Below are 12,976 nucleotides of genomic sequence, written 5' to 3'. Positions count from 1 at the left end.
GACACCGAGCAGCGGCACCGTCGGATCAGAGGCGGGCAGAAGTGTATCCGTGCGCCTCGGCCACCTCGGCGGACAGCAGTTCCCCCCGGTGCGTCGAAAGGCCTTCCGCGAGCCCGGGATCCGACGCGACAGCTTCTTCCCAACCCTGGTCCGCGAGGGCCACGACATAGGGGAGCGTCGCGTTGGTGAGCGCGAAGGTGGAGGTGCGGGGGACCGCGCCCGGCATGTTGGCGACGCAGTAGAACACCGAGTCGTGTACCCGGTAGGTCGGCTCGTCGTGCGTCGTGGGCTTCGAGTCCTCGAAGCAACCGCCCTGGTCGATGGCGATGTCGACGAGCACCGATCCCGGCTTCATCCGGGACACCAGGTGGTTGGACACCAGCTTCGGAGCCTTCGCACCGGGCACGAGGACCGCGCCGATCACCAGATCCGCGTCGAGGACCGCCTGCTCGAGCTCCAGCGTGTTCGAGACGACGGTCTTGACCTGGCCGCCGTACAGGGCGTCGATCTCACGGAGCCGGGCGACGGACAGGTCGAGGACGGTGACGTCGGCGCGCATTCCGTGTGCGATCGCGATGGCGTTCTTGCCGGAGACACCGGCTCCGATGACGACGACCTTGGCCGGACGCACACCGGGAACACCGCCCATCAGGACGCCTCGGCCACCGCCCTGGGACATGAGGTGGTACGCACCGGCCTGCGGGGCCAGGCGGCCCGCAACCTCGCTCATCGGCGCGAGCAGGGGCAGCGAACCGTCTGCGGCCGTAACGGTTTCATAGGCGATGGAGGTGGTTCCCGAGTCGAGGAGCGCGTCGGTGCACTCCTTGGAGGCGGCGAGGTGCAGATAGGTGAACAGCACCTGGTCCCGGCGCAGACGCGAGTACTCCTCGGCGATGGGCTCCTTGACCTTCAGCAGCAGGTCGGCACCCTCCCAGACCTGGTCGGCGTCGGAAAGGATCTGTGCACCTGCGGCTTTGAAGTCCGCGTCGGCGAACGACGAACCGACACCGGCGTTGGTCTCGATGAGCACCTCGTGGCCGCGGTCGACCAGTTCGTGGACGCCGGCGGGGGTGATCGCCACCCGGTACTCGTGGTTCTTGATCTCGCGGGGGATACCTACTCGCATGTGAAGCTCCGATGGTGGGGTCGCGTCGACGACATCGCCGGACTGCGTGGGTTTGTCGGACTGAGGGGAGAGCGTCGGGGGAAGGTGATCGCTCACCGAAAATTCTGAAGAAACCGCAGAATCACCACAATAGATCCGAAGATAATTCTCTAGAATCGGGATATGGCTATCGACAATTCGAAGAACCGGGTCGTCGGGGCCGCTCGATCGAACGATGTTCAGCGGGGCGTCACGATCGACGCCGTCGACCGGATCATTCTCGACGAACTCTCACGGAATGCGCGGATACCCAACAATGCCCTGGCCGCGGCCGCCGGTATCGCCCCGTCGACCTGCCTGGGCCGCGTGCGGTCGCTCATCGATCGGGGAGTGATCCGCGGCTTCCACGCCGAAATCGATCCTGCGGCCCTGGGAAAGGACCTTCAGGCGATGATCGCGGTCCGTGTACAGCCCGGTGCACGCCGACATCTCGGGCAACTCGCCGAACAGCTCAACGATCTCGACGAAGTCCTGAACCTCTACTTCCTCGCGGGTGCCGACGACTATCTCATCCACGTCGCAACCTCGAACACGGACGGGCTGAGGCGCTTCGTTCTCCAGCACCTCAGCGCAAACCCCGCCGTCGCATCCACCGAGACCAGCCTGATCTTCGAGCACGTACGGCCGAGCCCCCGATCGGAGAACTCCCTGTCACCCGACGCGCCGGGGCGGTGACGGGATCGATCGGATCCCTTCACCGCCCCGGGTGGTCTTCTCCGACGGACTCGTCAGGCCATGCGCCGCACGACCGCCAGCGGCAGCACCTTCATCGCGTAGGCGATCGGCGTCCACGGCCACGCCGGGACATACGCCTTGTTCGGTTCCTTCTCGATGGCCGCAGCCAGTGCCCGGCAACCGGTTTCGGTGTCGACGATGAACGGCACCTTCTTCACCTTCTCGTTGATCTCCGACCGGATGAAGCCGGGGAAGATCGTGCTGACGTCGATACCGGTCTGCGCGAGGTCCGCGCGCATGCCTTCGCCGAGCGACGCCACCGCCGCCTTCGACGCCGCGTAGGTGGTGAGGTTGCGGGGCATGCCGCGCACAGCGCTCACCGACGAGATGAGCACCAGGTGGCCGGCATTGCGCGGCCGGAACAGCTCGAGCGCCGCCTCACTCTGCGCCAGCGCTCCCAGGAAGTTCGTGCGGGCGGTCGCGACGTTCGCGTGGAAGTAGCCCGTGCCCAACGGCTGTCCCTTGCCGAGACCGGCGTTGACGACGATCCGGTCCAGACCGCCGAGCTCGTCGTCGAGCTCCCGGAAGACGCGGAAGACGTCGTCGTGCACGTCCACGTCGAGCGTGCGGACCGCGACGGTGATCTGCGGGTGTGCGGCGAGCAGTTCGTCGCGCAGTTCCTCGAGCCTCTCGGTGCGGCGGGCGGCGAGCGCGAGATTGCGTCCGCGCGCGGCGAATTCACGTGCCATGCCGCGACCGAGCCCCGAGCTGGCGCCCGTGATGAGGATGTTCCTGCGTGTCGTGGACTTGCCCACTTACTTCCCCTCCGCCTTGTCGATCAGTTCGTTGCAGCGAGCGTCCAGGTAGCCCACGATCATCCAGAAGTTCTCGAACATCGGGTTGGTCGTCTGCCCGTGATGGAACCGGTAGTAGATCTGCTGGGCGATCACCGCGAGCCGGAACACCCCGAACACCTCGTAGAAGCTCCAGTTGTCGATCGGCAGACCGGTTCGCTCCCCGTAGTATTCGACGATCTCGCGGCGGGTGAGCATGCCCGGCAGATCCGTCGGTTGCAGCTTGGTGGCGAGCATCATCGGTTCGTCGTCGGCCTGTACCCAGTACGCGAGGGTCGACCCGAGATCCATCAGCGGATCGCCGACCGTGGCGAGCTCCCAGTCGAGCACGGCGCGCGGCGTCAGATCGTCGCCGAGGACGATGTTGTCGAGTTTGAAATCGCCGTGGATCACCCGGGAAGCGACATCGGCGGGCTGGTTGTCCGCGAGCCACGTGGTCACGCGCGCGAAGTCGGGGACGTTGTCGGTGCGGGCAGCGGCGAACCGCTTGGTCCATCCCTCGACCTGGCGTGCCACATAGCCCGAGCCGTGGCTCAATTCGACGAGACCGGACGCTTCGGTGTCGACGCCGTGCAGCTCGATGAGCAGGTCGATCACGCGCAGGCACAGCTCCCGCGTCTTCTCCGGGGTGAGCCCGAGATCCTCGGCCGACGATCCCGGGCGCAGGATGGTGCCTTCGACCCGCTCCATGACGTAGAAGTCGCTGCCCAGCACCGACGGATCGGTGCACAGCCCGATCATCTTCGGCACGTGCGGATAGACGGGGGCGAGCAACGATTGGATGCGGTACTCCCGGACCATGTCGTGCCCGGACTTCGGCTTGGTGCCGGACGGTGGACGTCGCAGCACCAGGTCGCGATCGGGGTAACGCAGAAGGTAGGTGAGATTCGATGCGCCACCGGCGAATTGACGTACCTCGGGCACACCGGTGATTCCGGCGTGCTCGGTGAGCCACGCGGCGACCGCGGCGACGTCGAAGCTGTCCTCGTCGCGGACGGGCCGGGCGTTGTCGGGAAGGCTGCTCACGGGGTTCCCTTCAGTTGTACTTGCCGAGTTCGAATCGGGCCACGAGACCCTGGTGCACCTCGTCCGGTCCGTCCGCGAGCCGCAGTGCCCGCGCGGCCGTCCAGGCGCCGGCGAGCGGGAAATCCTCGGAAAGCCCTGCACCCCCGTGGATCTGGATGGCGAAGTCGACGATCTGCTGGACGACGCGTGGGGTGGCGACCTTGATCTCGGACACCGCCGACCGGGCTCCGGCCAATCCCTGGGTGTCGAGCAGCCACGCGGTGTGCAGGACGAGCAGCCGCAGCTGATTGATGGCGATACGGGCGTCGGCGATGCGTTCGCGGTTGCCGCCGAGGTTGACCAGCGGCTTGCCGAAGGAGACCCGCTCGAGGCCGCGACGGCAGGCGAGTTCGAGGGTGCGTTCGGCGAGGCCGATCAGGCGCATGCAGTGGTGGATGCGGCCGGGCCCGAGGCGGCCCTGCGCGATCTCGAATCCGCGGCCGGGTCCGGCAATGATCGCGTCCAGCGGCAGGCGCACGTCGGTGAACGACACCTCGCCGTGGCCGCTCGGCTCGTCGTAGAAGCCCATCGTGGACAGCATCCGCTCGACCTTCACACCGGGGGTGTCGATCGGCACGAGCACCATCGAATGCCGTTGGTACTTGTGGGCTTCCGGGTCGGTGAGACCCATGAAGATCAGGACCTTGCAGTCCGGGTGGCCGACACCGGTGCTCCACCACTTGCGTCCGTTGAGGACGACCTCGTCGCCCTCGACGACCGCGGTCGCGGCCATGTTGGTGGCGTCCGACGAGGCGACGTCGGGTTCGGTCATGCAGAACGCGGAGCGGATCTCGCCGTCGAGCAGCGGGCGCAGCCAGCGGTCCTTCTGCTCGGCGCTGCCGTAGTGGTAGAGGACCTCCATGTTCCCGGTGTCGGGGGCGGAACAGTTGAAGACCGCGGACGCGAACTGGGAGCGGCCCATCTCCTCGGCGAGCGAAGCGTATTCGACGTTCGACAGCCCGGCACCGAGCTCGGCGTCCGGGAGGAACAGATTCCACAGCCCCTGTTCCCTGGCCTTGCGCTGCAGCTCCCGGAATTCGGGCGGCACCGACCACGTGGCCGCCCCGGAGCTGTCGCCGCGCTGCGCGAACGGTTCGACGCGCGCCGCGTGCATCCGCTGTTCGAACGGTTCGACCTCGGTTGCGATGAAGGTTCGCAACCGTTCGAGGTAGTCGCGGGAACGTTCCGACTGTGCGAAATCCATAGGTTCCTCCGTCGAGCTCTAAATGAGCAATGCTCAGTTAGAGTATCGGGGTGACCCCAGCACGACAAGCACCACCGCAGCCCGCACCCCGGCGGCGACTGCCTCCGGAGGAACGCAAACGGCAACTCGTGGCCATCGGCCTGCAGGAACTCGCCACGCGTCCCATCCACGCGCTGTCCGTCGACCGGGTCGCCGAGATCGCCGGCATCTCCCGCGGACTGCTCTTCCGCTACTTCCCGACCAAGCAGGACTACTACGCCGCGGTCGTCGGTGCGGCCGCCCGCCGCCTGCTCCGCGCCGCGGTACCCGACCCCGGTGACGACGACCCGCTGCGCGGTGTGGTGCGGGCGTTCGTCTCGTTCATCGACCGGCACGGCCGGAACTACCAGATGCTGTTCCACGGAGCCGGATTCGGTTACGACCCGCAGATCCGGGAGATCCACGAGAACGTCAAGAACACCATGGCCGCCCGGATCCTCGACGCCACCGGCACCGAGCCGAGCACCGCCACCACCATGAAGGTGTGCGGCTGGTGGTCGATGGTCGAGTCGGTCGCGATCGACCGCACCACCGAACCGTCGGTCACGGTCGACGACGTCGTCGACTTCGCCCTCCGCACGCTGCCGGTGATTCTGACCTGAAGGAGCGTCCAGGTCGCCGTGGTGGCGACCTGGACGCTCGAGCCGACCCGAAGAATGCCACGCACTGGTCGACGCGGGCGATGGCGCAGGAGGAGATGGGTCTGTCTCCGTCGACGGTCTCGCGGATCCGGGGGGCCTTCGGTTTGCAGATGAGAGCGAATCCTCAGTCGGCCCGATCACCCGAGACGGTGGTCTGCGGCGTTTCGAGCCGCGAGGCCGCATCGACGTGCATCGCCCGGGCCAGCGCCGCCTCCTCGGGCGGAGCGGGGCGTGCACCACTGCGCCGGCGCAGGTATCGAGTCTTGAGGTGGTAGGCGGCGACGATGACCGCGAATGCGATCAGCGACTGCACCAGTTCGGCGCGGGCGCCGGTGAACCACATACCGCCCAGAATCGTGACGATGACGATCGTGACAACGACAGGCAGGACGGGATAGAGCCACACCCGGAACTGCAGGACCTCGGGGGAAATGCGCTCCCAGCGGCGGCGCAGCACCAGTTCGGACAGACAGATCATGATGTACACGAACAGGCAGATCGCACCGGACGACGTGACCAGGTACAAGAAGATCGTGTCGGGCCAGACATAGGCGGCAACGATGCACACGTATCCGACGAACGTGCACGACAGCACGCCCTTCAGCGGGACGCCTCGGGAGTTGACGGCCGTCATCCATGCGGGTGCGTCGCGGTGAGCGCCGAGCACGAACAGCATGCGCGACGCAGTGTAGAGCCCGGAGTTCAGGCACGAGAGCACGGCGACCAGCACCACGAAGTTGAGGATCTCGGCCGCGCCGGGGATGCCCAGGACCTCGAGTGCAGACACGAACGGGGATTCACCGACGACGTAGCTGTCCCACGGCAGCATGGTGACGAGCAGGAACGTCGCGCCGACGAAGAAGCCGAGGATCCGGAACACGACGGTGCTGGTGGCGCGGCGGATCGCCGCGGCCGGCTCCTTCGACTCGGCCGCGGCGATCGTGACCAGCTCGGCTCCGGTCATCGAGAAGATGACGGCGACCACCCCTACCATGACCGGAGTGAAGCCGTTCGGCAGGAAGCCGCCGTGCGCGGTCAGGTGGCTGAACGACAAGTCGGCCCCTGGCCAGACACCCAGCACGTAGAGACCGGCCAGGACGAGGAACGCGATGATCACCGCGACTTTGATTCCGGCGAACCAGTACTCGGCCTCGCCGAAGTTGCCGACCGACAACAGGTTCACCACCGTCATGATCAACAGTAGACCGGCCGCCATCAGCCACAACGGAACACCGGGGAACCAGCGGCCGAGCAGTGTAGCCCCGACTACGGCCTCGATTCCGACGACGACCACCCAGAAGTACCAGAACAGCCAGCCTGTGGCGAAGCCCGCCCAGTTGCCCATGGCGTCGCGGGCGTACTCGGTGAACGAGCCGGTGCAAGGCTTGGCGACGGCCATCTCCCCGAGCATCCGCATGACGAGGAAGACGATGAGCCCGCAGATCAGGCAGGTGAGGATAGCGCCGGGGCCGGCCTGGCCGATGATCGCGCTGATGCCCACAAAGAATCCCGCGCCGATCACCCCGCCCATGGACAGCATGGTGAGATGACGCCTCTTCAGCGCGTGACCCAGGGTGTCGGACCTCTCGGCCGGTGAATCGGTGTGCACGGCACTCCCTTCGAGACCTGGTGTGCGGTGCCGTCGGGTGCTGGTTCCCGCGTTCCGGCGGCACTGTCGCTCGGATGGGAGAACCCTACGACCGCGATGTGACCCACGACATGTCCGTAATGTACATGGATCGGAGTCACACTCGCCGCCGAGGCGATTGCCGTCGGAGTCAGACAGGCTGCGCCTCGTCCGGCGCCACCTCGGGTTCCTCCGGCGTTTCAGGTTCCGACGACGCACGACCCGCCGCGCGTGCACGCGGGGTGAGCAGTACGTAACTGCCCGCCGCCAGCAGCACCGTCACCACCGGGGCGAGCTGCGCCCATGTGGTGCTCACTTCCTGCACGGTGAGCAGGATGCCCGCGACCGAGGAGATCAGCCACGCCAGCGCCCCGCCGGAAGCAGTGCGGGGCATGACACGACCACGATCGCGCAGCACGTAGACCACCGCGATCGCCACCCACGCGGTGATCAGCACGCCCTGCCAGGCGAGGGCCTGCAGCAGGTACCCCAGCACGTCGGTGAGCATGAGCAGATAGGCGAGCACCGCGGTGACCACCACCCACGCTGCCCGCGGTACGTCGAGGCGCAGTGCCCGCCGGACGAACACCTGCAGATTGGTGGAGGCAAGGTAGAAGTTGGCCGAGTTGATGCGGGTCTGGGACACGATGATCAGCAACACCCCGGCGAAGCCGAGGGAACCGACGACAGCCTCTACCACACCGGTCTCGGTTCCGGCGATGTCCCACGCTCCGAGCAGATAGAGGCCGACAAGTCCGTTGACGCCGAAGGTCAGCGCGTAGAACACCCAACCGAAGGTGACGGTGCCGTGGAATCCGGCGTCGGTGCGGCGTCCGAGCCTGGCGTAGTCGAAGGTGTACATCATCAGCACCCAGACGCCCATGTAGACGAGATAGACGGTGAGCCATCCCGGAAGCGGACCCGATGCCACCGTGGTGGTCAGCCACCCGGTGGGGTACCCCCGTTTCACGGTCGCTGCCACCACGACGGCCACCATGCCGACAACGTAGAACGGCAGCAGGATCCCGTTGAGCTTGTCGAGCCACGCAGCGACGCCCCCGATCACCACGGGGATCATGTAGACCGTGCACAGCAGGTACCACAGCCTGATGTCGCCGCCGAAGTACTCCTGCAGCGCCACGGCGACGATGGATCCTTCGAACACCCCGTAGTAGAGCGCGGTGGCGGCGAACAGTGCCGGAGCAAGCAGTGAGCCGACCGCACCGAACATGCGCCGGGACAGCAGCTCGACGGAAAGTCCGGTGTGGATCGCATAGCGGGAGAGCAGCAGATTGATGACGCCGAAGGTGCCGATGGAGGCGGCCATCCCGACCAGGGTTGCCGGCACCCCGACCGCGCCGGCCGAGGCGACGGCGACGTAGAGCCAGAACATGGCGCTGAACATGGCCCACCAGGCCATCGTCAGCGACCATCGGGACAGCCGGCCGGATTCGGGCAAATGTTCGTATTCCACGAAGGAATCGGGGGCGGAGTCGGTGACATGATCGGACAAAGGGTCGCCTCTCGAGGGGGGAATCCGAACCGGCGCAGGGCCCATGACCGCGCAGCACGGGAGGTTCGGCAGGGGTCTTCGGGGGAGGGAAAGCGGAAACCGATGTGGGGCAGCGGAATCGCTGCCCCACATCGTATTCACGACCAGTGCGCGACGGACCGGGTCCGCAGCAGATCGCGGAACTGTGCGGTGGTGGTGGGCAGCAGCTCGCCGGTGCCCCAGTCGACGATCACGCCGTAACGGCGCACGAGGTCGAGCATGGACAGCTCACCGTTGCGGTAGCGGAGGGCGACGGATTCGGGGTCCTCGTCGAGCCAGCCCCGGCGTGACGTGCGGATCTTCGTGCGGAGCTGATCGGTGGCGTCGTCGTCGAGTTCGTAGCGGTCGATCTCGGGATCTACGGGCACGACGACGACGCCGTAGTCCAGCGCGGCACGCTCGACGGAGACGTAGCCGTCGATCACGTCCTCGAGCACGGCCTCCGGGTCCCGCCGCAGCGGATCCCCGTAGCCCCCGCCACCCGCGGACGGCCGCTCGAACGAATCTCCGGACTGAACCGGAACATTCGAGAACACGGACCCGAGGAAACGCTCTTCGGGGGTGCCGCGGTTGAGCCAGACACCGTGCGGGATGGAGGGTAGACCACCCTCGATACCCCAGGTGACCGACCGGGAACGGTCACAGCAGTACGACATCACGCTGTTGTCGCTGTCGGTGAGGACACCGCCCTTGGACAGGCCGCACCCTCCACGGTATTCGCCGGGCCCTCCGGAATCGGTGATGATGGCGTGCTCGGTGGTGAGTACGGGGGTGAGGCGCTCCTGTCCCTCGCACGGCTGAACGGCCAGGCCGATGCCGAAAACCGGTGCGGTGGCGCTCGATCCGTCCTTCGAGCTGCGACCTCCCCAGCCGCCGGCCATCCAGTCGTACCACATGAAGAACGGCCGCTCCTCGGTGCGGGCGTCGCGACCGCCGACCAGCAGGTATTCGAGGTTGAACGAACAGGCGATGGCCCGCGAGGGCACGACCTTCGACCACAGTTCGAAGATCGCGTTCATGATCTTCTCGTAGGGGCCGGAGCAGAACCCGGTCACTGCGTGTGGCCAGCCTGCGTTGACGACGGTGCCCTCCGGCCCCAGGTCGGTGCGAATCGCGTTGTACAGGCCCGAGTTCAGCGGCACGTCGGGGAAGAAGGACTTGGTGCCCGCCACGATTCCGGAGAACGCGGTGCCGTAGCCACTGTTGAGGAAGCTGGCCACGGCGGGCGCGCTGCCGGTCAGGTCGTAGCTGAGTTGGTCGCCCTCGATCGTCATGGTGACGCGGATCGGGACGAGACCTTCGGGACGCGCCGGATCGGAGTCGAGGTAGTCCTCGGTGGTCCAGGTGCCGTCCGGCAGGTCGGCGACCCGGCTGCGCACGATCCGCTCCACGTAGTCCTGAACCTCGCGCATCGCGTCGGTCACCGTGTTGCGACCGTACTTGTCTACGAGCCTTTGGATTTCGCGTTCACACACCCCGGTCGCCTCGGCCTGGGCGTGCAGATCGCCCATGCTGATCTCCGGAGACCGGGTGTTCGCGACGAGCAGTTTTGCGACGTCGGCGAGGAAGCGGCCCTCGTGCCACACCCGCACGGGGGTAATCCGCAGACCCTCACCGAAATGCTCGGTGGCGGTCACGTCGAACGATCCCGGCACACTGCCGCCGATGTCGGCCCAGTGTCCCTTGTTCTGTGCGAAGGCGAGGAGGACACCGTCCGCGAAGATGGGCCGGACAAAGCTGACGTCGTTGAGGTGGGTGCCGCCCCGATAGGGGTCGTTGACCATGAAGATGTCGCCGGGGTTGATGTCGGAGCCGAATTCCTCCAGCACGGCCTTGCATTGGAAGTGGAGGGTGCCGACGTGGACGGCGATGTCCTGGCTGCCCTGCATCACGGTATTGCCCTCGGCGTCGCAGAGCGCGGAGGAGAAGTCCCGCGAGTAGATGACGAACGAGTAGCAGGTGCGCAGGATCTGCTCGGACATCAGGTCGACCGAGGTGGCGAACGCGTTCTTGAGGACCTCGAACGTGACCGGATCGAGGGTGGGGGACGTGGTGGTCATCGGGACTCCTGGATGTCGATGCGGATGTTCGCCCACTCGTCGATGGTGGCGGTGGTCCCAGGGGGGACGACGGTGGTGGAATCGAGCTGGGTGATCACGGCGGGGCCGGGAATGCACGCCCCGAACTCCAGTGCGTCGCGGTCGAAGACGGGCGTGTCGACCCGGCCGCGCTCCTCGTCGAAGTAGACGCTGCGCCGTTCCACGGGCACCGGCTCGGTTGTGCTGGGTTCGGAGGTTCGTGGGAAGTTCGGTTTCGGCGTCGTGCCGACCGCGCGCAGGCCGATCTGGTAGATCTCCACGGGCGTGTCGTCGCGCCGGAACGAGTAGTCCCGCTCGTGTTCCTCGTGGAATCGTTCGACGGCCTCCGCGAGAAAGTCGGGTCCGCTGCCGGCGGTGACGGTGAGCGACCGCCACTGCCCCGCGTAGCGCATGCTGATGTGACGGTCGAGCACCATACGGTCGGGTGCGACCCCCTCATGGCGCAAACGTTGCGTGCCCTCCTGCTCGAGGCGCAGGAACTCGCGTTCGAGTGCGGTCGTATCGATCTCGTCGACGCGGCCCTGGAACATCGCCGACAGGTCGTGCCGGATGTCGACGAGCAGACAGCCCTGCGCCGAGGTGATACCCGGGTGGGGTGGCACCACAACGGTCGGAATGGACAGTTCCTTCGCCAGGGCCGCACCGTGCAGGGCGCCCGCGCCGCCACAGACAACGAGGACGAAGTCACGCGGATCGTAGCCACGACGAATCGACAACAGCCGCACGGCATCCGCCATATTGGCATTGGCCACCTGGAGGATGTTGCTTGCCGCGGTGTCGGCGTCCAGGCCCAGCGGTCCGGCCACGCTCTGCTTGATCGCGTTCTCCGCGGCCGCCACGTCCAGGGTGAGGCCGCCGCCGATGAGAGCGGTGCCCAGTCGGCCGAGCAGCACGTTCGCGTCGGTGTTCGTCGGCTCGGAGCCGCCGCGCAGGTAGCAGGCAGGGCCGGGGGAGGCGCCGGCGGACTGCGGCCCGTTGCGCAGCGAGCCTGCCTCGTCGAGCCAAGCCAGCGATCCGCCACCCGCACCGATCGTGAGCACCTCGATGCTGGGGAAGGAGATGGGGAAGCCGTACTCGACCTGCCACTGCTTGGTGGTGCGGACCTCGCCGTCGTAGACGAGCGAGATGTCGGTGCTGGTGCCGCCCATGTCCAGGCCGATCGCGTTGGGGTATCCGCAGCGGGTCGCGATATCGGCCACGGCGATCGCTCCGGCAGCGATGCCGGAAGCGGCGAGCCGGACGGGGAACTTCTCCACCATTGCGGGTGTCATGGAACCGCCGCCGGAATGAAGCAGGAGGAGGTCGCCGCCGTACCCGTCGGCGCGTAGCTGCGCTTCGAGCCGGTTGACGTATCCGCTGACCAGCGGTGCAAGCACGGCGTTCGCGACAGTGGTGGAGGCGCGGTCGTACTCGAAGATTTCGGGGAGGATCTCGCTCGAGGTCGAGACCGTCACGTCGGGAAGCTCGGCCTCGAGCAGGGCCCGCACGCGTTGTTCGTGGGTGTTGTTGACGTAGCTGTTGATCAGGCAGACCGCGACGGTCTTGATGTTCTTGCGGCGAAGGATTCGGGCCAGCTCGCGGACTTCGGACTCGTCGAGCGGTGTGACGACTTCGCCGGCATAGTCGATGCGCTCGGTGACCTCGTACCGGTCCCGGCGACGGATGTAGGGGGTACCGACGTCGACGTACGTGTCCCACAGTTCGTCCTTGGTGCCGTCGCGGATCTCGAGCACGTCGCGGAACCCGCGGGTGGTCACCAGAGCCGCGGGTGGGAACCTACGGGTGATGAGCGCATTGGTCGCGACCGTGGTGCCGTGGGAGAACAGTGTCACGTCGGTCAGATCGATGCCTGCTGTGCGCACACCGTCGATCACGGCTCGCATCGGGTCATCGGGGGTCGAGGGGACCTTCGCGATGCGGGTGGTGGAGGCGCTCTCATCGAAGATGCACACGTCCGTGAAGGTGCCGCCGACGTCCACGGCGACGCGCAGATGGGGATTGCGAGATGTGATCATCGTCATACTCCTGTTTCGGGTGGACTCAGTATTCGGCCTG

10 protein-coding genes are annotated in these 12,976 nt (G+C 66.7%); 2 read left to right on the top strand and 8 right to left on the bottom strand.

The features are described 5' to 3' along the window. Nucleotides 1-25 precede the first annotated feature (25 nt). Entirely contained in the window at nt 26-1,126 is a 1,101-nt protein-coding gene (ald, locus tag ACN675_RS04065; protein WP_420749634.1) for an alanine dehydrogenase, read from the bottom strand. A gap of 162 nt (nt 1,127-1,288) precedes the next feature. Here ald and ACN675_RS04060 point away from each other — a divergent pair, with 162 nt between their 5' ends. Further along, nucleotides 1,289-1,840: an Lrp/AsnC family transcriptional regulator gene (locus tag ACN675_RS04060; RefSeq protein WP_420749633.1), complete on the top strand. Its 552-nt coding sequence runs from the start codon at nt 1,289-1,291 to the stop codon at nt 1,838-1,840. 53 nt (nt 1,841-1,893) lie between these two features. Here the strand turns inward: ACN675_RS04060 and ACN675_RS04055 are convergent, their stop codons facing one another. From ACN675_RS04055 to ACN675_RS04045, 3 genes are read right to left on the bottom strand one after another with little or no spacing between them, the layout of a single operon-like run. Continuing rightward, nucleotides 1,894-2,655 carry an SDR family oxidoreductase gene (locus ACN675_RS04055; RefSeq protein WP_420749632.1) on the bottom strand — a complete coding sequence of 254 codons (762 nt, stop codon included), beginning with the start codon at nt 2,653-2,655 and terminating at the stop codon, nt 1,894-1,896. Then, nucleotides 2,656-3,720 carry a phosphotransferase family protein gene (locus tag ACN675_RS04050; protein ID WP_420749631.1) on the bottom strand — a complete coding sequence of 355 codons (1,065 nt, stop codon included), beginning with the start codon at nt 3,718-3,720 and terminating at the stop codon, nt 2,656-2,658. It lies immediately after the preceding gene. Between the two features lie 10 nt (nt 3,721-3,730). Further along, nucleotides 3,731-4,963 (bottom strand): acyl-CoA dehydrogenase family protein, encoded by a 1,233-nt coding sequence (locus ACN675_RS04045; protein WP_420749630.1) that lies wholly within the window; start codon nt 4,961-4,963, stop codon nt 3,731-3,733. A gap of 50 nt (nt 4,964-5,013) precedes the next feature. Between ACN675_RS04045 and ACN675_RS04040 the strand changes: the two genes are divergently transcribed. Next, on the top strand, nt 5,014-5,604 hold the full coding sequence (locus tag ACN675_RS04040; RefSeq protein WP_420749629.1) for a TetR/AcrR family transcriptional regulator: 591 nt from the start codon (nt 5,014-5,016) through the stop codon (nt 5,602-5,604). Nucleotides 5,605-5,767: 163 nt separating this feature from the next. On the opposite strand, the gene ACN675_RS04035 is transcribed toward ACN675_RS04040, so the two are convergent. From ACN675_RS04035 to ACN675_RS04020, 4 genes are all read right to left on the bottom strand, one after another. After that, nucleotides 5,768-7,252 (bottom strand): amino acid permease, encoded by a 1,485-nt coding sequence (locus ACN675_RS04035; RefSeq protein WP_420749628.1) that lies wholly within the window; start codon nt 7,250-7,252, stop codon nt 5,768-5,770. Between the two features lie 169 nt (nt 7,253-7,421). Further along, a complete protein-coding gene (locus ACN675_RS04030; RefSeq protein ID WP_420749627.1) occupies nt 7,422-8,744 on the bottom strand; it encodes a purine-cytosine permease family protein in 1,323 nt (440 codons plus the stop codon). A gap of 176 nt (nt 8,745-8,920) precedes the next feature. Then, entirely contained in the window at nt 8,921-10,882 is a 1,962-nt protein-coding gene (locus tag ACN675_RS04025) for a hydantoinase B/oxoprolinase family protein (RefSeq protein WP_420749626.1), read from the bottom strand. Beyond that, nucleotides 10,879-12,942 (bottom strand): hydantoinase/oxoprolinase family protein, encoded by a 2,064-nt coding sequence (locus ACN675_RS04020; RefSeq protein WP_420749625.1) that lies wholly within the window; start codon nt 12,940-12,942, stop codon nt 10,879-10,881. The genes ACN675_RS04025 and ACN675_RS04020 overlap by 4 nt, the downstream gene beginning before the upstream one ends. Nucleotides 12,943-12,976 lie beyond the last annotated feature (34 nt).

This window comes from Rhodococcus sp. O3 (genome assembly GCF_048897285.1).
GTDB lineage: Bacteria > Actinomycetota > Actinomycetes > Mycobacteriales > Mycobacteriaceae > Rhodococcus.
Note: the sequence above shows the minus strand (reverse complement) of the source record. Positions and strands in the feature narration are given on the sequence as shown.

Coding starts and splice junctions, on each gene's coding strand:
- ACN675_RS04020 (WP_420749625.1), bottom strand. CDS start 12,942: ATGACGATGATCACATCTCGCAATCCCCATCTGCGCGTCGCCGTGGAC.
- ald (WP_420749634.1), bottom strand. CDS start 1,126: ATGCGAGTAGGTATCCCCCGCGAGATCAAGAACCACGAGTACCGGGTG.
- ACN675_RS04025 (WP_420749626.1), bottom strand. CDS start 10,882: ATGACCACCACGTCCCCCACCCTCGATCCGGTCACGTTCGAGGTCCTC.
- ACN675_RS04060 (WP_420749633.1), top strand. CDS start 1,289: ATGGCTATCGACAATTCGAAGAACCGGGTCGTCGGGGCCGCTCGATCG.
- ACN675_RS04045 (WP_420749630.1), bottom strand. CDS start 4,963: ATGGATTTCGCACAGTCGGAACGTTCCCGCGACTACCTCGAACGGTTG.